Annotated in this window: 17 protein-coding genes; 8 read left to right on the forward strand and 9 right to left on the reverse strand. The window is 49.3% G+C overall.

Annotated features, from left to right (window positions below; all coding sequences use genetic code 11):
• The first annotated feature begins 170 nt into the window (after positions 1-170).
• From E0E47_RS01790 to nqrF, 6 genes are read left to right on the forward strand one after another with little or no spacing between them, the layout of a single operon-like run.
• Positions 171-1,520, forward strand: coding sequence for a Na(+)-translocating NADH-quinone reductase subunit A (locus E0E47_RS01790; protein WP_130892711.1), 1,350 nt, complete (start codon positions 171-173; stop codon positions 1,518-1,520).
• A gap of 33 nt (positions 1,521-1,553) precedes the next feature.
• Positions 1,554-2,720 carry an NADH:ubiquinone reductase (Na(+)-transporting) subunit B gene (locus tag E0E47_RS01795; protein ID WP_008625188.1) on the forward strand — a complete coding sequence of 389 codons (1,167 nt, stop codon included), beginning with the start codon at positions 1,554-1,556 and terminating at the stop codon, positions 2,718-2,720.
• Complete coding sequence (gene nqrC / locus E0E47_RS01800) at positions 2,704-3,594, forward strand: NADH:ubiquinone reductase (Na(+)-transporting) subunit C (RefSeq protein WP_008625186.1); 891 nt, start codon at positions 2,704-2,706, stop codon at positions 3,592-3,594. The genes E0E47_RS01795 and nqrC overlap by 17 nt, the downstream gene beginning before the upstream one ends.
• Positions 3,595-3,606: 12 nt before the next feature.
• On the forward strand, positions 3,607-4,239 hold the full coding sequence (locus E0E47_RS01805) for an NADH:ubiquinone reductase (Na(+)-transporting) subunit D (protein WP_008625185.1): 633 nt from the start codon (positions 3,607-3,609) through the stop codon (positions 4,237-4,239).
• 36 nt (positions 4,240-4,275) lie between these two features.
• On the forward strand, positions 4,276-4,902 hold the full coding sequence (gene nqrE / locus E0E47_RS01810; RefSeq protein WP_008625183.1) for an NADH:ubiquinone reductase (Na(+)-transporting) subunit E: 627 nt from the start codon (positions 4,276-4,278) through the stop codon (positions 4,900-4,902).
• Positions 4,903-4,920: 18 nt separating this feature from the next.
• Positions 4,921-6,189, forward strand: coding sequence for an NADH:ubiquinone reductase (Na(+)-transporting) subunit F (gene nqrF, locus E0E47_RS01815; protein WP_008625179.1), 1,269 nt, complete (start codon positions 4,921-4,923; stop codon positions 6,187-6,189).
• Between the two features lie 746 nt (positions 6,190-6,935).
• Here nqrF and E0E47_RS01830 read toward each other — a convergent pair.
• The 3 genes from E0E47_RS01830 to E0E47_RS01840 are packed head-to-tail and all read right to left on the reverse strand — an operon-like array spanning position 6,936 to position 11,614.
• Entirely contained in the window at positions 6,936-8,804 is a 1,869-nt protein-coding gene (locus E0E47_RS01830) for an MBOAT family O-acyltransferase (protein WP_130892713.1), read from the reverse strand.
• The gene (locus tag E0E47_RS01835; RefSeq protein ID WP_008625175.1) at positions 8,794-10,071 is read right to left on the reverse strand and encodes a GDSL-type esterase/lipase family protein; all 1,278 of its coding nucleotides are present in this window, start codon (positions 10,069-10,071) and stop codon (positions 8,794-8,796) included. Before E0E47_RS01835 ends, E0E47_RS01830 begins: the two co-directional genes overlap by 11 nt.
• 28 nt (positions 10,072-10,099) lie before the next feature.
• Positions 10,100-11,614: a GDSL-type esterase/lipase family protein gene (locus E0E47_RS01840; RefSeq protein WP_008625174.1), complete on the reverse strand. Its 1,515-nt coding sequence runs from the start codon at positions 11,612-11,614 to the stop codon at positions 10,100-10,102.
• A gap of 262 nt (positions 11,615-11,876) precedes the next feature.
• On the opposite strand from E0E47_RS01840, the gene E0E47_RS01845 reads away from it, so the two are divergent.
• The gene (locus E0E47_RS01845; protein ID WP_008625173.1) at positions 11,877-12,113 is read left to right on the forward strand and encodes a winged helix-turn-helix domain-containing protein; all 237 of its coding nucleotides are present in this window, start codon (positions 11,877-11,879) and stop codon (positions 12,111-12,113) included.
• 132 nt (positions 12,114-12,245) lie between these two features.
• On the opposite strand, the gene E0E47_RS01850 is transcribed toward E0E47_RS01845, so the two are convergent.
• From E0E47_RS01850 to dnaN, 6 genes are read right to left on the reverse strand one after another with little or no spacing between them, the layout of a single operon-like run.
• Positions 12,246-13,934: a serine protease gene (locus E0E47_RS01850; RefSeq protein WP_130892714.1), complete on the reverse strand. Its 1,689-nt coding sequence runs from the start codon at positions 13,932-13,934 to the stop codon at positions 12,246-12,248.
• On the reverse strand, positions 13,931-15,604 hold the full coding sequence (recN, locus tag E0E47_RS01855; protein WP_130892715.1) for a DNA repair protein RecN: 1,674 nt from the start codon (positions 15,602-15,604) through the stop codon (positions 13,931-13,933). Before recN ends, E0E47_RS01850 begins: the two co-directional genes overlap by 4 nt.
• A 4-nt stretch (positions 15,605-15,608) precedes the next feature.
• Entirely contained in the window at positions 15,609-16,544 is a 936-nt protein-coding gene (gene porD / locus E0E47_RS01860; protein ID WP_456094721.1) for a type IX secretion system protein PorD, read from the reverse strand.
• Positions 16,545-16,550: 6 nt separating this feature from the next.
• The gene (gene coaBC, locus E0E47_RS01865) at positions 16,551-17,750 is read right to left on the reverse strand and encodes a bifunctional phosphopantothenoylcysteine decarboxylase/phosphopantothenate--cysteine ligase CoaBC (protein ID WP_130892716.1); all 1,200 of its coding nucleotides are present in this window, start codon (positions 17,748-17,750) and stop codon (positions 16,551-16,553) included.
• A gap of 6 nt (positions 17,751-17,756) precedes the next feature.
• Complete coding sequence (locus E0E47_RS01870; RefSeq protein WP_008625168.1) at positions 17,757-18,527, reverse strand: 3'-5' exonuclease; 771 nt, start codon at positions 18,525-18,527, stop codon at positions 17,757-17,759.
• A 10-nt stretch (positions 18,528-18,537) separates the two neighbouring features.
• Positions 18,538-19,662, reverse strand: a complete 1,125-nt coding sequence (dnaN, locus tag E0E47_RS01875; protein ID WP_008625167.1) for a DNA polymerase III subunit beta — start codon at positions 19,660-19,662, stop codon at positions 18,538-18,540.
• A 133-nt stretch (positions 19,663-19,795) separates the two neighbouring features.
• Here dnaN and E0E47_RS01880 point away from each other — a divergent pair, with 133 nt between their 5' ends.
• Positions 19,796-20,173, forward strand: coding sequence for a DUF3127 domain-containing protein (locus E0E47_RS01880; protein WP_008625166.1), 378 nt, complete (start codon positions 19,796-19,798; stop codon positions 20,171-20,173).
• The last annotated feature ends 5 nt before the right edge of the window (positions 20,174-20,178 follow it).

Raw genomic sequence — 20,178 nt, forward strand, 5'->3', positions numbered from 1 at the left:
AGCCCACGGCTATACCTGCGAGTACTCTGAATATTTTTCTTAATCTTTTAATATGACCCTTATTTATACGACAAAATTACTATTTTCTTTTTAGAATCCTTCACTTTGTCATATTTTTAATGTAATTTTGCGACGTTTTAATTAAAACCAGTTTATTTAATCCTATAATAATGGCAAATGTAATTAAATTACGTAAGGGCCTTGACGTGAATCTCAAGGGCAAAGCTGCCAAGGAGGAATTTCAGGTGAAGAAACCGGCTGTCTATGCATTGATGCCGGATGACTTTACGGGAATGAAGCCCAAGGTAGTAGTCAAAGAGAACGACGTGGTGAAGGTCGGGGATGCTTTGTTTGTGGACAAGAACCATCCTGAAATCAAGTTTGTCTCTCCCGTGAGCGGACGGGTAACCATGGTGGAGCGCGGCGATCGTCGCAAAGTATTGAGCGTTCGCGTGGAAGCCGATGCAGAGTTGCAGTATGTGGATTTCGGCAAGAAGAGTGCGGGGCAGATGACGGCTCAGGAAGTGAAAGCTCTCCTTTTGGAATCGGGTCTGTTCGCTTTCTTTAAGCAACGTCCCTACGACGTGACGGCAAATCCGACGGATACTCCGAAGGCTATCTTTGTTTCCGCCTTCAATTCCATGCCGCTTGCAGCCGATTTTGAATATGTGTTGCGGGGGCGTGAGGCTGATTTCCAGGCAGGACTCGATGCTTTGGCCAAAATGGCGAAAACTTACTTGGGCGTAAGCTCGAAGCAGACGGCTACGGCGTTGACTGCAGCCAAGAACGTGGAAATAAACTTTTTCGACGGGCCGGCACCGGCGGGAAACGTAGGCGTGCAAATCAATCACATTTCTCCTATAAACAAAGGTGAAGTCGTTTGGACGCTCGGTGCGGAAGAGGTGATTTTCATCGGGCACTTGCTGAATACGGGACGTTTGGACTTTACCCGCGTAATTGCATTTGCCGGTTCGGAAGTGAAGAAGCCGGCCTATTGCAAAATGACGGTAGGACAGCAACTGGGCACTTTAATCGAAGGCAATGTGGTGACGGGCAAGAGCCTGCGTGTGATAAACGGCAATGTGATGACCGGTGTGAAAACTTCGGCAGACGGCTTCTTGGGTGCCCACGTGACGGAGGTGAACGTGATTCCGGAAGGAGACGACGTACACGAAATTTTCGGTTGGATTATGCCTCGGCTGAACGACTATTCTTCCAGTCGCGCTTACATGAGTTGGTTGATGGGCAAGAAAGAGTATGCGCTTGATGCTCGTGTAAAAGGCGGCGAACGCCACATGATCATGTCGGGCGAATACGACCGCGTGTTCCCGATGGACATCTTCCCCGAACAGTTGGTAAAAGCCATTATCACCGGCGACATAGACCGCATGGAAGCTTTGGGCATCTATGAGGTGGCCCCGGAGGACTTTGCCTTGTGTGAGTTCGTGGATTCTTCCAAACTGGAGGTGCAACGCATCGTCCGTGAAGGGTTGGATATGCTTCGCAAGGAGATGGCTTAATTAATTTCATCACAGGTTTAAATGATTTAGATAATGAACGCGTTAAGAAAATATCTTGATAAGATAAAGCCGAACTTTGAAGAGGGCGGCAAGCTTCACGCATTTCGTTCTGTGTTTGACGGTTTCGAGACTTTTCTCTTCGTGCCGAATACCACGTCGAAGTCGGGAGTGAACGTACATGATGCGATAGACAGCAAGCGTATCATGATTTTTGTGGTTATAGCGTTGTTACCGGCTTTGTTGTTCGGTATGTACAACATCGGGTATCAGAACTATGCGGCCGCCGGAGTGGACGGGACATTCTGGGAAATGTTCGGTTTCGGCCTGTTGGCCGTGTTGCCTAAGATCATCGTGTCCTACGTGGTGGGTTTGGGTATCGAGTTCATCGTGGCCCAATGGAAGCATGAGGAGATTCAGGAAGGTTATTTGGTAACGGGTATCTTGGTTCCGATGATCGTACCGGTTGATTGTCCGTTGTGGATTATTGCGATAGCTTGTGCTTTTGCCGTCATTTTCGCCAAGGAAATTTTCGGAGGTACGGGTATGAACATTTTCAATGTGGCTTTGATTACCCGTGCATTCTTGTTCTTTGCCTATCCTACGGCAATGAGTGGCGATGCTTGTTGGGTGGCCAAGGAAAGCATTTGCGGTTTGGGAAACGACCTGCCTGATACGTTTACGATGGCCACTCCTTTAGGAGAAGCGGCAGTAGGGACTGTGCCCGCTTTTTCATGGGACCAGGTTTTCGGTTTCATTCCCGGTTCTATCGGTGAGACCAGCGTGATAGCTATTGCTATCGGTGCTGTGATTCTTCTGTGGACAGGTATTGCCAGTTGGAAGACGATGTTCAGCGTGTTTGCCGGAGGTGCGCTTCTGGCATGGGTCTTCAATGTATGGGGACCGGAAGGAAATGCCGGTGCAGCCATGCCTTGGTACCAGCATCTGGTATTGGGCGGCTTCTGTTTCGGTGCCGTGTTCATGGCTACCGACCCCGTGACTTCGGCACGCACTGAGACCGGTAAATACATTTACGGTTTCCTCATCGGTGCCATGGCTGTTATTATTCGTGTGTTGAATCCGGGTTATCCCGAAGGTATGATGCTTGCCATCTTGTTGATGAACTTGTTTGCTCCGCTGATCGACTATTATGTCATCCAGAGTAATATCGACAAGCGGGCTAAACGTGCAATTAAAAAATAATAAAGGAACTATGGCAACAAAGAAATTCAAATGTAAAGTGTGCGGTTACGTCCATGAGGGTGACGCTGCGCCTGAAAAATGCCCGGTGTGTCAGGCTCCCGCTTCTGAGTTCGAAGAAATCGTGGAGGCCGGAGAAACGGATAAACCAGCGAAGAAAGGGCTGAACACCGACGGTAATACTTATACCATTATATACTCATGTGTTGTGGTCGTTATCGTGGCTTTCTTGTTGGCTTTCGTTTCCAAGGCTTTGGAACCGCAGTCAATGGCTAACGTACGTATCGACAAGAAAAGTCAGATTCTGGCCGCTTTGAATCTTCGTGATGTGGAGAAAACCGAAGTGGAAAAAACATACGATGAAGTCGTAGTGGCTGATGAAATCATCGACAAGGACGGTAACGTGGTGAAAGACGGTACCTCCAAAGATGCAGACGGTTTTGCCGTAGAAGACAAAAACATCTCGGACAGCAACCTCCCGTTGTATGTATGTAAGGTGAACGGAGAAACCAAATATGTCATTCCCGTGACGGGTAAAGGTTTGTGGGATGCGATTTGGGGATATGTGGCTTTAAATGCCGACAAGAACACCATTTACGGCGTATATTTTACCCATAAGGGCGAAACGGCCGGTTTGGGTGCCATTATTACGGAATACGATAAGTTCCAGAAGCAGTTCGAGGGCAAGAAGCTGATGAATGACGACAAGTCCGCCGTAGCTATCAGCGTGGTGAAGAAAGGTAAAGTCGTGAACGGACTTTCTGATGACAGCCGTTGCGATGCCATCACCGGTGCTACCTTGACTTCGGACGGTGTGAACAACATGCTTCATGACTGTATTTCACGTTATATGACTTTTTTAAATACTAATGAATAAAGGAGGTAAGATATGAGTAAGTTATTTTCTAAAGAGAATGGAGAAGTATTCTCGTCTCCCCTTAACCTCAACAACCCGATTGCGGTTCAGGTGCTCGGTATCTGTTCCGCCTTGGCTGTCACTTCGCAAATGGAGCCGGCCATTGTCATGGGGCTTTCGGTAACAGTGATTACGGCTTTTTCCAATCTGATTATATCTTTGATACGTAAGACGATTCCCAACCGTATCCGCATTATCGTCCAGTTGGTCGTCGTGGCTGCATTGGTAACCATCGTAAGTATGGTGCTGAAGGCTTTTGCTTATGATGTGAGCGTACAGTTGTCCGTGTATGTCGGCCTGATTATCACCAACTGTATCCTGATGGGACGTTTGGAGGCTTTTGCCATGATGAACGGTCCGTGGGAAAGTTTCCTCGATGGTATCGGTAACGGTTTGGGCTATGCATACGTGTTGGTTTTGGTCGGTGCCGTCCGTGAGTTCTTCGGAAACGGTTCCCTGATGGGCTTTCAGATTATTCCACAGAGCTTCTACGACATGGGCTATATGAACAATGGTATGATGACCATGCCGGCCATGGCATTGATTCTTTTGGGATGTTTCATTTGGGCTCACCGGGCTTACAATGAAAGGAAAGAGAAAAAGTAATCGGAATCATAACCAGAAACAGAAAGAAAAAAGAATATGGAACATATGTTAAGTTTGTTTGTCCGTTCTATTTTTGTGGACAACATGATTTTCGCTTTCTTCTTGGGTATGTGTTCTTACTTGGCCGTATCTAAGAATGTAAAGACTGCATTGGGGTTGGGCGTTGCCGTGACCTTCGTGCTTTGTGTGACGGTGCCGGTGGACTATCTGTTGCAGACCAAAGTATTGGCTGAAGACGGCGTCCTCGGCATGGATTTGACTTATTTGGCGTTTATCCTTTTCATAGCCGTGATTGCCGGTATCGTGCAGTTGGTAGAGATGGTGGTGGAACGTTTTTCTCCTTCGCTTTATGCCGCGTTGGGTATATTCCTCCCTTTGATTGCCGTGAACTGCGCCATCATGGGTGCCTCACTGTTCATGCAGCAGAGAATCTCCATGGATCCGGCCACGAGCACGCAGGCTATCTCTAGCGTATGGGATTCTTTGGCATACGCTTTGGGTTCAGGTATCGGTTGGCTGTTGGCCATTGTGTCCTTGGCCGCCATCCGCGAGAAGATGGCTTATACTGACGTGCCCAAGCCCTTGCAGGGATTGGGTATCACCTTCATCACGGTGGGGCTGATGGCCATGGCCTTTATGTGTTTCTCAGGTTTAAGTATTTAAAAGGAAAGGAATAGAACAATGGATATGAATTTTATTTTAGCGAGCATTGGCGTATTCCTCGTTACAATACTCCTGTTGGTGATTATTTTGTTGGTGGCTAAGAAATATCTGTCTCCGAGCGGAAACGTGAACCTTACTATCAATGGCGACAAGACTATCTCCGTAGCGCAGGGAGGAAGCTTGCTTTCTACCTTGGCTTCCGAAGGGATTTACCTGTCTTCGGCTTGCGGTGGTAAAGGTTCTTGCGGGCAGTGCAAATGCCAGGTGGTAGAAGGGGGCGGTGAAATACTGGACTCTGAAAAGGGACAGTTTACCCGCAAGCAAATCAAAGACCATTGGCGCTTGGGTTGCCAGTGCAAGGTGAAAGGCGATTTGAAGATTAAGGTGCCCGAGTCTGTAATGGGTGTGAAGGAGTACGAATGTACGGTGATCAGCAACAAGAATGTGGCTACCTTCATTAAAGAGTTCAAGGTGCAGCTTCCGGCAGGAGCGCACATGGACTTTATCCCCGGTTCATACGCCCAAATCAAGATACCTGCATTTACGATGGATTACGATAAGGATATCGACAAGAGCCTCATCGGTGATGAGTACCTGCCGGCATGGCAGAAGTTCGGTCTCTTCCCGTTGAAGTGCGTCAATCCGGAACCGACCGTGCGTGCCTACTCTATGGCCAACTATCCGGCAGAAGGCGACGTGTTCATGTTGACTGTACGTATCGCCACACCTCCTTTCAAGGCTGACCGCAGCGGTTTCATGGATGTGAACCCGGGTATCGCTTCATCTTACATCTTCACGCTGAAACCGGGTGACAAGGTGATTATGAGTGGTCCTTACGGTGACTTCCATCCGCATTTCGACAGCAAGAAAGAAATGATTTGGGTCGGTGGTGGTGCCGGCATGGCTCCGTTGCGTGCGCAAATCATGCACATGACAAAGACGTTGCATACGACCGACCGCGAGATGCACTATTTCTATGGTGCGCGCGCATTGAACGAAGTGTTCTATCTGGAGGATTTCTTAGGATTGGAAAAGGATTTCCCGAATTTCCATTTCCATTTGGCTTTGGACCGTCCGGATCCTGCCGCAGACGCAGCAGGCGTGAAGTACACTCCGGGCTTTGTGCATAACGTGATGTATGAGACTTATCTGAAAGACCACGATGCGCCTGAGGATATCGAATATTACATGTGCGGTCCCGGCCCGATGTCGAAGGCTGTGGTCGGCATGCTCGACGGTCTCGGTGTAGATCCGGAATCTATCATGTACGATAACTTCGGCGGATAGTAAGGTAAAGGATATATTCTTTTTCATAGTGGTTTGCGGCAGGTCCCATTGGTATACGATGGGTTTGCCGCAAATTTTTATATCCAATCGGGGAGGGATGCCATTTTGATTTCTACGTTGATGTTTTGTTTGATAAATCCTGTATTCTGATTTCAAAAAGATAGGAAAACAGTTGTTGATTGAACAAGCAAATCTTCTTTTTCTCTTCATCTGTGCAGCTCAAAGGGAAGTTTTGAATACATATTTTTGCAAATCGGACTTGATTTTTATGTTTGTTCAGCAAGATGGGGCATCAATCTCAGCCAAACGAAAAATCGTTTGGCTGAAAAAACACTTTTTTTCTCCGCATGTTGTGTGACCGGTTTCCTCATGTCGGCTGATGACAGACCAGAAAACGCCAAGACGGGATGCCAATATGGCCTCTTTTTTCTCTATTTCGTTCCTTTTGGCTTACAGGATTCGACTATCAAATCGTTATGAAAATTTAGTGATGGCTTGCCTCATACTGAAACGCATGCGCAAGCCATGGCTTTCCGTCTGGCTTTTTGAAAGTAGAGGCCCTAAATAGGTAACAAACCGTTTTCTCCTTACGTGGTGAGAATCGTATATTTCCAAAAGGTTCCGCTTCGGGGTACAAATGGAGGAATCTTGCCGGGGGGAGGATTGTCATTTTGACACTATTGCAAATCGGTATGGCTACGGGGCTGCACGTCATAGGACTATGGGAAAAGTTAAAGTGGCTCTTCTTAAAATTGGAAATAGATGAACGGTTGCATTTCTGCTGTGACGAATTGGTAGACGATGAAAACGGCCAACACGACGGCAACAGCCATCAACGGCAACGGCATGCGTGCAAACCAAATGCGATAACGGCGTTTCCAGTTGTCGGGCAACCAATGTATGACCATGCCTAAGGCGAAGAGGGCAAACACCTTGTCGTAGGCCAGGATGATGTCGCCCACATTGGCGTTCCATGCCGTCCCCATTTGGTTTACCATTTCCGTGGCGATGCGCCATGACGTCTCGTTGGCAATGGCCGGGTCGAGATTGGAGCCCGAACGGAAGAACAGGCGCGTGAAGGTGATGAATACGAAGGTGACACCCACGGCCCATGCGTGCCCCAACCATGCAAAGCGCCATCGCAAGCCGCTCAGTGAATACAACCATTTGATAATCGCACTGGCTGTGATGAACAGCATGAAGACGAGCAGCAGGTTCCATATAGGCGCGGGGGCAAAGACATATAAGGCTCCCGTTACGGACAAGATGAGCAACGACCAGAGCGTGCGGACTGCCGGCCGGAAGTCCCTCCAGAACTTGTAGACAATCATGCCTACTCCGTTTAGTCCGCCCCAAATCATGAAGTTGCAGCTCGCGCCATGCCATAATCCGCCGAGCAGCATGGTGATCATCGAGTTCAGGTTGGCCCATATCTTTTTGCGGCGATCCGGACAGCGCAGGCCCACAGTCACCACGATGGCTGCCAATACCAGTACGGCGGCAGCTACGTAAAGATTCCCCGAGAGGACAAGGGCTACGAACGTGATGGTCAGAATCCAGAAATACGTGCCGAAGGTGGCGTTGCGGTTTCCGCCTAAGGGAATGTACAGGTAGTTCTGCAACCAACGCGACAACGAGATGTGCCAGCGTTTCCAGAAATTGCTGCAATTCGGTGCCTTATACGGTGAGTTGAAATTACGTGGCAGATAGAATCCCATGAGCAGCGAGAGGCCGATGGCAATGTCCGTATAGCCCGAAAAATCGGCATATACTTGCAGGCTGTAGGCAAAGAGGGCCATGAGATTCTCGAAACCGGAGAAAAGCATGGGGTTGTCGAACACACGGTCGATGAAGTTCACCGCGAGGTAGTCGCTCAGGATGATTTTCTTAAGCAGGCCGTTGAGTATCCAGAACACGGCCATGCCGAATTGCAGGCGGCTCAGGCAGTACTTGCGGTAGAGCTGCGGGATGAAGTCGCTAGCTTTCACGATAGGGCCGGCCACTAATTGGGGGAAGAACGTGACGTAAAAACCGAAATCGAACAGGTTGCGTACCGGTTTTACCAACCCACGGTACACGTCGGCCGTATAGCTGATGATTTGGAAAGTGTAGAAGGAGATTCCCACAGGCAGGATGATGCGGTCTACGCTGAAGAACGGTTGGCCAAGCAACCGGTTGCCCTCGGCAGCCAACAGGTTGGTCACTTGGAAGGAGGTGCCGCATACGGTGTTCACCAAGTCCGCGAAGAAGTAAGCATACTTGAAGTAGCACAAGATGGACAGGTCGATGGCGACACTCAGGATGAGAAAGGCCCGCTTTTGCCAACGCCTCTGCACGCGGTATATGAGTTGGGCGATGATGAAGTCGCTGCACGTCACGAACAGGAGCAGGCCGAAAAACAGCCCGCTCGTTTTGTAGTAGAACAAAACGCTGACGAAGAACAGGTAAGTGTTACGCAGCAGCCGCTTGTTGCGGAAAAGCGCAAAAACGGCGAAGACAATGGCAAAAAAGGCCCAAAATTGGAATTGCGTGAACAACAGCGGACTGTTCGGGTCGAACGAGAACACACTTTCTATGTAATGCCACAGCACGAGCAGGTTTTCTTTAATTTCCATCAGCTTGTAAATAGTCGGTTATGATTGCATTGTAGAGCATATCGCCTATGAGGTGGTATCCTTCGGCGGTGAAGTGTATACGGTCGGGGCGCATCAACCTCTTGCCGCGCCACAAGGCGGAAGAGCGCGAACCGCCCATGATATGGTATTGGTCCCATACGGCACCGCCAGTCTCGGCTGCCAGTTCTTTGAATGCCTTGGCCACGCGTGCCGTGTTGGGATTGGTGCGCTTGCCGTGCCTTCTTCCGAGGTTGAGCAGGCAGTCGTTGTTGGTCACGAAAAGCAAGGCGCAATGCGGATTTGCAGATTTGAACAGGGCGATAAGTTCGCGATAACGCGCTTTGAACTGTTCCGGATCGAATTTTTGTGGAGGGACATTGGCGTCGTTGATACCGATGCCGAAAACAGCAAGGTCCGGCCGGATAAGTTTCAGGTCTCCGGGCAGGTGGTGGCAACGCAGCCAGGCCGGTACGTCTGCACCGTTAATGCCCACGGCATGATAAGTCATTCCGTCCCGGTCGTTTTCCGGCAAGATGCCCGTCAGCGTGAAACGTCCTCCCTCTCCGGTGTGGATGCGTATGTGTGCCGTGTCACAGGCTTCGGGGTAGTGTATCAGGTAGCTGTGCGTGGCAGCGTCATGCTGTGGGAGCAAGGTGTCTCCGCGATGTATGGCGTAGGGATATGCCGTTGTGTCGTTGGCATAGCCCAGTATGCGCAGTCGTGTGAAATGCCAGACGGACGTACCGCTCGGATTGAGCCGGAGCGTCAGGCTGGCGGAAGGGGCACCAGTGCTGACTGCGGCTCCGGTCAGTCCGAGGGTATCTGTACCGTTGGGTTTGGTGCACCGGCAACTTTCCCATGTTCCGGTGAAACCGATACGGTAGTTTTGGGGGGCGTTCGTTCGCAGGATACGGAAAGGGAATATCACGCCTCGGGCGGTCATTACCGAATCGCCTAAGGTGGAAAAATTCATCCGCAACCGGTGGCTCAGGTATCCGGCCTGCACGTGGCTGCCCCCGATGTGGAGGATGTTTATTTTGCCTTTTCCGGTGGACAGCAAGCTATCCATTTTGTGATAGAGTGTGTCGAAGTCGGCTCGTCCGGATGGGAATTGCAACGTGTTGTCTTCGTATCGGATGAACGGGTAATCGGGAAGAGGGCGTAATGCGGCTTCCCGGCGTACGGAGTCCTTCCTCTCATGGGCGCGGCAGCCTGCCAACAGGGCAAAGACTGCTAAAAGTCCGGATAATATCCTGTATTTCTTCATGTCTTTCGGAGGAATATTGAAGATAAAATTAAGGGTTCAGTGAATCGTGGGGAACCGTGTCGGTGCCGGTTGCCTGTGGGGACGGGGCCAGTGTGGTATCTACCACCAGTTCCGTACTGTCTGCACTGAGTTTCAGTTTGTCTTTTCCTGTGCGGAAACGATAAAACTTATGGTAAAATTCGAGCGTTTCATAGAGGATGTTGCCTACATGGCGTGCACCTTTGGGAGTGAAATGCACGTAGTCCGGTCCGGCCAGATAGGCATCCACCCACTTCATCATGGAGCCGCGTCCGCCCATGGCGGCATAAAGGTCCCAATATGCTATGCCGCAGCTGTCTGCCATGGCTTTCATGGCTTCCACCAAACGGGGCAGCACGGGGTAAGTCTGCATTTCGCCGTCAATCGAAGTGGACATGTCCGACGGGCCGATGAAGAGGAAACAAGCGTCGGGTGCCAGTTTCCGGAGGTATTCGATTTGTCGTTTCAGCCCGGACATGTAGCCTGCGATGCCCTCTTTTCCTTTCAGGTAAGGGACGGAGTTTCCACCATATTGCAGGATGATGAGCCGGACGTTTTCGCGTCCGAAGAACGGGGAGAGCGTAGATGAATGGATGCCAGTGAATATCGTACCGGAACAGCCGCGCATGGGGATGTTGTCGAGCGAAACGCCAGTTTGCCCGTCGAGCATCACTCCGTACACGTCCGCTTGTCCGTCGACCGTGAGGCTGACCGTAGTGCGGGGAGTGTTGAAATTACGTGAGTAGCAGTAAAATTGGTCGTTGAGCCGTGTCTCGTTCAGGGTGAGGGTATCGGTTCCGGCCACTACCGCCGCTTCTACCGGCGCACTGGTCAGGAGTGTGATTTGGCTGAAACGGGAAGCGTGCGGAAAATGCTGGCGGTCGCGCGTGGAAAACCGGAATGTGGCCGGCCTGTCAAGTGTGGCCGTTTGTCCCATGACACCGTATGCCTTGCTTTCGAGCCGCATATCCTTGGGTCCATAGACGATGTGTCGGGATAGCCCTTCCGGTGATACGGATTGTGACAACGTGTAGGTCGGGACGGTTTGTACGGCCGGTGCCAATCCCACGCCGCTTCCACCAAACCGTTCTTGGAACGCTTCGCGCAAGACGGATGAGATGCGGTCGCCTTCCAACTGCGAATCACCGTAGTGCATGATGCGGACGGGGCGTTCGCGTGCAGCTTCGAGTGCGTCAAAAAACGGGTCCAAATAATCGATATTGTCTCCCGGCATATAAATACGTGCGGCATTCGTCTCGCAATAGGTCATGAACTCGCTTTCTTTTTCCGCTTTGAGTGCGTCCATGCGCATTTGCAGCAGTTCTTCTGTGCTGAGTGTATCGGTTGCTACAGTGTCGGTCGGGAGTGTTTCCTTTTCCTCTTCCGTTTGAAGGACTTCTGCCAGGGAGGGAAACTGCATCCGCACACTGCCTACGGCAATGCCATCCTCCGGGAAAAAGTACGCAACGAGTGCCAACAATCCTAAGATAGAAAAGATAAAACAAATAATAATCCTGATTTTCATCCTGTTTGCGGTGTTTGTGAAAAACCTTGCAAAGTTACGGAATATCGTTGGAATAACCGAATAAAATCGTCAGATTGAGACAGGGGCATAGTTGTTTTCTATATTTTGGGCTTAGCTGATTTTAAAAGCATGATGTAGGGTGCCTTTTCTGAATATTTCAGCACAAAGTGTTAATGTAGGTTAATAAATGGGGGGGGTAAATAATTTGTCAACGATTTGTTATATTTGTATGTAAGTTTAAATCGTCAAATAAATTAAGAGTATGGATAAACATATTATTGGAGAAAACGCCCTCAAGGTATTGCATTTGCTAAACAGTAACGAGCAACGCAGGTGGGAATATTCCGAGATAAAGCAAATGATGGGATTCGATGATGCGGAATTGGGCAGTGTCATTGGTTGGTTGGCGTGCGAAGATAAAATACAGTTTGAATTGGAACACCATGATAGTAAAGATGAGATAGCTTATTTGTATCTCACACCGAATGTATATTTTTGACTATTTGGAAAACTTTCCGGATGTTTTTAACCGTTTTCGGATTAAGTATGGTGTGAACTATACTTAAAAAGTATAAGGCCATGCTTCGTCAAAAACATGGCCTTATATGGGTAGGAGGAAAGAAGGATAAGTTTATGGTTGGGTTTCTTCGGCTAAAATGGCTTGTGCGGATTCGTCGCCCAATTCGATTGCTTTTTTCAAATTGGACAGGCCTTTTTCACGTTGGTTTAATCTGAGTTGGCAAATTCCCGCTAAACGATAGGCGTCTCCGAACTTGGGATTTAGTTCTGCACTCTTTTGAGCCGACTTGAGTGCTTCCTCGAATTCCCCGAGCCTGTAGTAGACAACTGCGCGTTCTGCATGGTAGAGCGGTTCCTTGGGTTCCATGCGGATGGCCCGGTCGATGTCATCTACTGCTTGTTGGAACATGCGGCACTGCATTTCCGCCTGTTCGCGTCTATAATAGAAATAAGCTGTCAGCTCATTACTCATTAAGTGCTCATATTCATTCAGGTCGGCAATGGCTTCACGGTAACGTCCCAATTCAAGCAAGGTATTAGAGCGTTCCAATAGGGACGGAGCGGCATCTTTGGGATAAGGCTTCTTGAAGCAAGCCACAGCACTGTCTTGAAGGGCCAGTATTTGCAGCGTGTCTGTTTTTGCCATTCTTTTGCACTGTGCGGCATAGAGAAAGATTTGGGCCGAACGCATGTTTGTTTCCCGTAAGGAGAGGTATTTTTCGCAGGCTTTCTCATATTCTTTCAAAGCGTAGAGTGTGTTACCTTCCTGAAGGATATAAAGGGGTAAAGGATTGGCCTTATAAGCTTCTTCTGCAAGAGTGAGCGAATGGTTTAAATTCCAGTCCTTATAAACCTGATAGCCTGGTTTCAGGTTCAATTCGTAAAGCAGTTTGCTGAACGCATAGTAGGTTTCATCCTTTTTTTCCGTTACTTCAAGGGCACTTTTCATGTCTTCTTCGGCGGCTGCATAGTTGCCGTGTGCCATGTAGAAATCAGCCCGTTGCGTGTAAGCCTCGCTGCTTTTAGGAAATTGCAGTATATAATCGTTCAGGTATTGGCTATAGGTGGCAGAGTCCGAACGGGAGGCCGTCATGAACAGGAACGTGCGTATGTCCGCCTCATCGGCCGGTAATGCCTTACGGATGTGGATGGCATTTAAGTCGTTGTCGGCCGAAGACATGCCATCGGTGCAAAGAGTGTTACCGTATGCGACACTGACAGCGTAGGAAGTTGTGGCAGAGGCGTCGGCTTTCCTTTGTATCATTCCCAAAACTTCGCCTTCTTCATCCATGACCGGACTGTTCAAGTACTTTTCGTCCAATGGCCGGCCTAAGGTGTAATAACCGTATTTCTCGTTGAATTTCTGAATGTCGTGCAAAGTGTCGTTCACACACATTTTGTTTTCTTTTGTCGGGTAGGGAAGGACGTAGACGTGTTCATGTTTCACGCCCATACGGTCTGAAATGGTCAGTGCCGGAGTATCCTTGTCGGTTTTTACCCGGAATTTCACCAAATCGTATAATGAGCTAGCCCCGATGATGGCTTCCACCTCGTATTCCTTTCCTTCTCCACTGACGACTTTGGCCTTACTGGCTTGTTTGAACAGTTGGTAATCGGCTAAGGCGGTTCCATCCTTGCCGATGAAAAAGCCGCTGCCGGATTGCAGCATGTCTCCTTTTTCATTCATGGTCACGATGCTGATTTGTGCTTTTGCCGCCTTTTTGAACCATTTGGGATTTTGGGCAACCAGATGGCTACCCAAGGTAGACAGGCAGGTCAATATAAATATGATCTTTTTCATTTTCTATAGGATTGGTTAAGCAATTCTTTAGCGTTATTGATGGCCGCATCGGTCAGTGTGGTACCGCTCAACATGTGGGCGATTTCTTCCACGCGTCCTTTTTCGTCCAGTTGGACGATATGACTGCTGGTACCTTCCGCGTGGTCTTCCTTGTAAACTTTGTAATGCGTGCTGCCGAGAGCCGCGATTTGGGGCAGATGGGTGATGCTGATGACTTGCCGGTTGAGTGCCCCCATTTCCTGCATGATATGTGCCATCTTCTCGGCGATGCTGCCGGAGACGCCGGTATCTATTTCGTCGAAAATGATGGTAGGCAGTTTGACCGCCCCGGAAATCATGGCTTTCAGCGAAAGCATGACGCGTGCGATTTCACCCCCCGATGCCACTTGGGAGATAGGTTGCAACTGGCCGTTTTTGTTGGCACTGAAAAGGAAGTTTATTTTGTCGGTTCCTGTCTCGTCCGGTACTTCTTTGGAAGTGAGTTCCACTTTGAATTGGACGTTCGGGATGCCCAACGGGATGAGTTTTTCTTTCATCTGCCTTTCCACGACCAAAGCTGCCTTTTGCCGTAGCGAGGTCAGTCTGCCTGCTTGTTTCTTCATCGCCTCAAGGGCTTGGTCGCATTGTTGTTGCAAGGCCTGTATATGTTCGTCGCTATGTGTAATGGCGTTGAGCTTTTCGCGGTATTCCTCCTCTATTCGCAGAAGGTCGTCCAACGTGTCCACACGATGTTTCTGTTGCAAGTCATAGATGGTGTTGAGCCGTTCGTTGACGTATTCCAGACGTTCCGGATTGAACTCGACCTGTTCCGTGCGTCCGGCAATCTCGCCGGCAAGGTCTTTCAGTTCGATGTAACAGGACTCCATGCGTGATGCCAATTCATTGCCATCGGGATAAACTTTTCCTATATTATCCAAAAGATGGGTCGTTTCCTTCAAAACGTTGACGATACCGTTTTGTTCATTGTCCAAAAGGTTTTCCGCTTGATATAAGGCTTGTTTGATTTCTTCAGCATGTGCCAACGTTTCGGCCTCTTGTTCCAGTTCCTCTTGTTCTCCGGTTTTCAATGCGGCGTTCTCTAATTGTTCCAGTTGGAATGTGATATAGTCTTCTTCCGTACGGGCTTGTTCTGCGGCTTGCCGAGCCTGCTGCAACGACTTTTCCGTCTGCTTGTAAGCCGTGTACAGTCTTTTGTATTGTTGCAGTTCATCTTTGTCTCCGGCCAGGATGTCGATGACATTCAGTTGGAAGTTCTCTTTGTTCAGCAACAAGTTTTGATGTTGGGAATGCACGTCGATGAGCATTTCTCCCAATTCCTTGAGTTGGCTCACGGGAGCGGGTGTATCGTTGATGAACGCCCGGCTCTTGCCGGATGCCGTGATTTCACGGCGGACGATACATTCTTTTCCGTCGAACTCCAAATCATTGCGTTCGAAGAACCCCTGCATGCCGTAGGCACTCAGGTCGAAAACGGCTTCGATGATACATTTCGACATGCCGTTTTTAATGGATTTACTGTCTGCGCGCTGACCGAGCAGCAGGCCGATGGCACCGAGGATAATGGACTTTCCGGCACCGGTTTCCCCGGTAATGACGGAAAATCCCGGCTCGAACCGGATGTCTAATGTGTCTATTAATGCGTAATTCTGAATGAATAAAGATTTCAGCATATCCTTATTTTCTGAGTTTTTCCCAATAATTGCTTTGTGAAGCGTTGATGGCGAACACGATATTATATACTTTCTCACGTTCTTCCGCAGTGCCCTTTCCGCTGTAGATGCTGACCAACTCATCCCGTTTGATGTCGGTGAATATGACGGGGAGCGCGCTCATGCTTTTTTGGTCGCGGGCTTGTTTGAGCATTTCCATGGATTCCGTGATGGCCATGCGTGCCGTATCGGTATTTTCCGTCATGCGGTCCAACCCCAGGCGGTGGTATTTGTATTCCAGTTGCCGGAGCGGTTCCATGGCTCCGTCCAGATAGTCATTGATAATGGCAAAGCGGTTGCGGTCGTTTTCAAAAGCTTTCCATCCGGCATAGCCCAAGTTTTGCGAATTGTTGGCTACGTCCATGGCCATTTGCAGGATGTCGGAACCGCCGAGCGGAGCCATCGTATCCATGTCCAATCCGATGATGAGGTAGGCGTAGTAGGCGATGACAGCCGTAAGGTTGTTGTCCACTTGTTCCGGCCGGAATTCCAATTGGTCGAACTGTTGAAAAGTAAAGTTGAAATTCTCATCCTGAAAATTAAACACCGTCGTCGAATAGTTGGAGTCGTACACCGGACGTGTACTCTGCACCTGTATCGAACCCGTGAATGAATTGTCTGTTTCACTGTAAGTTTTCAGCGTGATGCTGAAAGTGCAGTTGATACGTTCTTTTTCTTCGTATGTCATCCCGGTCCATTGCCTTTCGTTGATGAAAGCCGTCAGGGAGTTCTGCAACGCCTCGAATACGGCTTCCGTCGTGTTGGAGATTTGGGAACGGTTGATGGTCACTTTGGCATTGAGTTCCTGTGCCGCAGTAGGGGCTGCAATGTGGAAACATGCCGTCAGGGCCATGATTTTAAGATTGGAGGCTATGTGTCTGCGTACGTCATGCATATTCATCCGAAGTTAGAAAGAGGACACGAGCCGGTCGACAATGTCGGCCGCCACTTCTTTTTTGCTTTTCAGAGGATAGACCACGGAATCAGTCCGGCTGATGATGGTTATTTTATTCGTGTCATGACGGAAGCCCGCTCCTGGGTCATTCAACGAATTGAGCACGATGAAGTCAAGGTTCTTCCGTTCCAGTTTTTCGTGCGCGTGTGCCGTCTCGTCATGGGTTTCGAGGGCAAAGCCTATGAGTCTCTGCTCTTTACGTTTCATCTGGCCGAGCGCTTGGGCTATGTCGCGTGTCGGCTTCAGATGCAGGACGAGGTCTTCTGACTCACGTTTGATTTTGCGGTCGGAAGTTTGTGCAGGCGTGAAGTCGGCCACGGCTGCACATAAGATAGCTGCATCCGATTCCGGGAAGTGCGCCGTGGCTTCGCGGAACATGTCTTCGGCCGACTCTACGTCGATTCGCCGGATGCCCGCCTGCGTGGTGCCGAGGGGTGTCGGGCCGCAAACCAACGTGACTTCTGCGCCGCGTCGGGCACAAGCCTCGGCTAAGGCGATTCCCATCTTGCCCGATGAATAGTTGCCGATAAACCTTACGGGGTCTATTTTTTCATACGTGGGGCCTGCTGTAATCAGGATTCTTTTCCCCTGCAAGTCTTGTCTGTCAGAAAAGTAGCCTTCCAGGACCTTGATAATATTTTCAGGTTCCTCCATGCGTCCTTTGCCTTCCAAGTGGCTGGCCAATTCCCCGCAGGCAGGCTCAATGATGTGGTTGCCGTAACTACGGAGGCGTTCGAGGTTCTGCTGCGTGGAAGGATGGGCGAACATGTCCAAATCCATTGCCGGAGCCACGAAAACGGGAGCTTTCATGGACAAGTAGGTCGTGATGAGCATATTGTCGGCTATTCCGTGAGCCATCTTGCCGATAGACGAGGCCGTAGCCGGTGCAATCACCATGGCATCGGCCCAAAGCCCGAGTGCTACATGGCTGTGCCAACTCCCGTCGCGTCCGGAAAAGAATTCGCTGACCACGGGTTTGCTAGTCAGTGCGGAGAGGGTGACGGGCGTGATGAATTCCTTGCCTGCCGGAGTGATAACCACTTGTACTTCGGCTCCTCTTTTAATCAATCCCCGGATGAGGTAGCAGGCTTTGTAGGCCGCGATGCTTCCCGTGATTCCCAATACGATTTTCTTACCTCTTAATGTTTCCATGCCGGTTTATGCCTTGTTCATGTCCAGACGAATCTGGGTTAAAATCTGCTTGGTGTTACGTGCGAAGTCACCTTGCAGAATCCAACTGTAATATCCGGGATCCGTACGTAATACGTCGGCGACTTTTTTTCCTTTGTATTTGCCGAAGTTGAACACGATATCATGATTCTCGTCATAAACCATTCGTCCGGCAAAATCCACATTATCCGTCATCTTGGAAAAGTCGGACAGGAATGCCACGTCATTTTTCAAGTCTTCAGGATAATGGTCCAGTTGTGCCATCAGGACTTCGTATGTTGCTCGTGTGTCGGCCAACGCAGAATGGGCGTTTTCCAAATCCTTTCCGCAATAGAATTTGTATGCGGCGCTCAACGTCCGGCGTTCGAGCTTATGGTAAATGTTTTGTACGTCGATGAACTTACGCTTGCGGATGTCTATGTCTATGCCCGCCCGAAGAAATTCTTCGACCAACATCGGTACGTCGAAACGGTTGGAATTGAACCCGGCGAAATCGCAACCTTTGATGGTGTTGGCCAAGTCTTTGGCTACCTGTTTGAAGGTGGGGCAATCTGCCACGTCTTCATCATAGATACCGTGTATGGCCGAAGAACTTTCCGGAATGTGCATCTCCGGATTAATTCGCATGCTTTTGGATTCTTCATTGCCATTAGGGTATACTTTGATGTAGCACAATTCTACGATACGGTCGTTTGTGATATTGATGCCCGTCGTTTCCAAGTCGAAGAAAACGACGGGGTTGTTCAGATTTAATTTCATTTTTATTCTTTTAGTCGTTCAGCATCATAGGCATCAGCAGCATCAACAGATCTTCATTTTCTTCCTGTTCAGCCGGCACGATGACTCCCGCCCGGCTCGGGTCGGCCAGTTCGATGATGACGTTTTCTCCCCCCATATTGTTCAGTATGTCGATGAGGAACGTGCCCTTGAAACCGATATTCATCGGAGAATCTCCGTATTCGCAGGGCACGCGTTCCTCGGCTGAGGTGGAGTAGTCGATGTCTTGTCCGGAAACTACCAACTGGTTACTTTCCAAATGCAACTTGATCAAAGCACTGCTCTGGTTGGAGAATATCAATACGCGTTTCAGTGCGCTCAACAGAGTAAGGCGGTCCACTGTGACCCGATAGGGGTTGTTTTGCGGAATGACGGAGTTATAGTTCGGATAACGTCCTTCGATAAGGCGGCAGATGATCCGGGAAGATTCCATGGTAATGTAAGCATTACGCTCATTGAACCTTAACGTGACATCGTCCGACTCTTTCGGGAGGAGGTTCTTCAGAATCGTAGCCGGTTTCTTGGGAAGGATGAAGGCGGCGGGTTGGTCGCCTTTGATGGTGTAGTTTCTGTTGCGCACCAATTTGTGACCGTCGGTAGAGACAAATGTCAGGTTGTCTGCCTGGATGTCGAAATATACCCCGTTCATCACCGGGCGCAATTCGTCATCGGCTGTGGCAAACAGGCAACGGTTTATGCCGTTGAGCATCGTTTCGGCCGGTATGACGAGGCCCTTCATATCTTCCTGCGGGAGATTCATTTCCGGATATTCGTCGGCACTTTGTCCCACGATATTGAAACGTCCGTTCTGGTAGTTGGCCGTGATTTCCATGTTGTCTGGGTTGATGTCGAAAGAAAGGGGTTGTTCCGCAATTTCTTTCATGGAGTCCTGGATGGTTTTGGCGTTGATGCAGAAACGGGTATTGGCATCGCTTTCCACGAGTTCCAAACTGGTAATCAGCGTCGTTTCGCTGTCTGATGCCGTAATGGTGAGTATATTATCTTGGATTTCAAATAAGAAGCAATCCAAGATGGGGAGCGTATTCTTTGAATTTATGACACGTCCAATAGTCTGCAAACGGTTGAAAAGGGCAGAACTTGATACGATAAATTTCATGATGTGGTATTTTTAGAATTATATTCAGCAAATTTACGGATTTAAGTAGAACGGAACAAAAAAAATAAATTAAAATTCGAGAAAGTAGAAAATAAGTTGTAATTTCGCATCACTAAACAGTTAATGTAGAAATATGGAAATTACAGGAAAAATTATTGCCGTGTTGCCTGAGCGGGGCGGTGTTTCCCAACGTACCGGTTCGGAGTGGAAAGTGCAGGAGTATGTGTTGGAAACCCAAGAACAATATCCCAGAAAGATGTGTTTTGACGTTTTCGGAGCAGACAAGATAGCGCAGTTTGCCATTAAGATTGGCGACCAGCTTACCGTATCGTTTGATATTGATGCGCGAGAGTATCAAGGGCGTTGGTACAACAGTATCCGTGCATGGAAGGTAGAGCGTGCGGCAACTGCGGCAGACGCTCCCGTTGGACAGGTTCCTTTTCCGCCGGTTCCGGATGCGGCACCTGTCGATTTCTCGGCAGGAGATTCCAAGGATGACCTGCCTTTCTGATAGGA

The organism is Paraprevotella xylaniphila YIT 11841, from assembly GCF_900683745.1.
Taxonomy (GTDB): domain Bacteria; phylum Bacteroidota; class Bacteroidia; order Bacteroidales; family Bacteroidaceae; genus Paraprevotella; species Paraprevotella xylaniphila.

Bases quoted from the DNA above. Each gene is read 5' to 3' on its own strand.
- E0E47_RS01790 (WP_130892711.1), top strand. From the start codon at position 171: ATGGCAAATGTAATTAAATTACGTAAGGGCCTTGACGTGAATCTCAAG.
- E0E47_RS01795 (WP_008625188.1), top strand. From the start codon at position 1,554: ATGAACGCGTTAAGAAAATATCTTGATAAGATAAAGCCGAACTTTGAA.
- E0E47_RS01805 (WP_008625185.1), top strand. From the start codon at position 3,607: ATGAGTAAGTTATTTTCTAAAGAGAATGGAGAAGTATTCTCGTCTCCC.
- nqrE (WP_008625183.1), top strand. From the start codon at position 4,276: ATGGAACATATGTTAAGTTTGTTTGTCCGTTCTATTTTTGTGGACAAC.
- nqrF (WP_008625179.1), top strand. From the start codon at position 4,921: ATGGATATGAATTTTATTTTAGCGAGCATTGGCGTATTCCTCGTTACA.
- E0E47_RS01830 (WP_130892713.1), bottom strand. From the start codon at position 8,804: ATGGAAATTAAAGAAAACCTGCTCGTGCTGTGGCATTACATAGAAAGT.
- E0E47_RS01835 (WP_008625175.1), bottom strand. From the start codon at position 10,071: ATGAAGAAATACAGGATATTATCCGGACTTTTAGCAGTCTTTGCCCTG.
- E0E47_RS01840 (WP_008625174.1), bottom strand. From the start codon at position 11,614: ATGAAAATCAGGATTATTATTTGTTTTATCTTTTCTATCTTAGGATTG.
- E0E47_RS01845 (WP_008625173.1), top strand. From the start codon at position 11,877: ATGGATAAACATATTATTGGAGAAAACGCCCTCAAGGTATTGCATTTG.
- E0E47_RS01850 (WP_130892714.1), bottom strand. From the start codon at position 13,934: ATGAAAAAGATCATATTTATATTGACCTGCCTGTCTACCTTGGGTAGC.
- recN (WP_130892715.1), bottom strand. From the start codon at position 15,604: ATGCTGAAATCTTTATTCATTCAGAATTACGCATTAATAGACACATTA.
- porD (WP_456094721.1), bottom strand. From the start codon at position 16,544: ATGAATATGCATGACGTACGCAGACACATAGCCTCCAATCTTAAAATC.
- coaBC (WP_130892716.1), bottom strand. From the start codon at position 17,750: ATGGAAACATTAAGAGGTAAGAAAATCGTATTGGGAATCACGGGAAGC.
- E0E47_RS01870 (WP_008625168.1), bottom strand. From the start codon at position 18,527: ATGAAATTAAATCTGAACAACCCCGTCGTTTTCTTCGACTTGGAAACG.
- dnaN (WP_008625167.1), bottom strand. From the start codon at position 19,662: ATGAAATTTATCGTATCAAGTTCTGCCCTTTTCAACCGTTTGCAGACT.
- E0E47_RS01880 (WP_008625166.1), top strand. From the start codon at position 19,796: ATGGAAATTACAGGAAAAATTATTGCCGTGTTGCCTGAGCGGGGCGGT.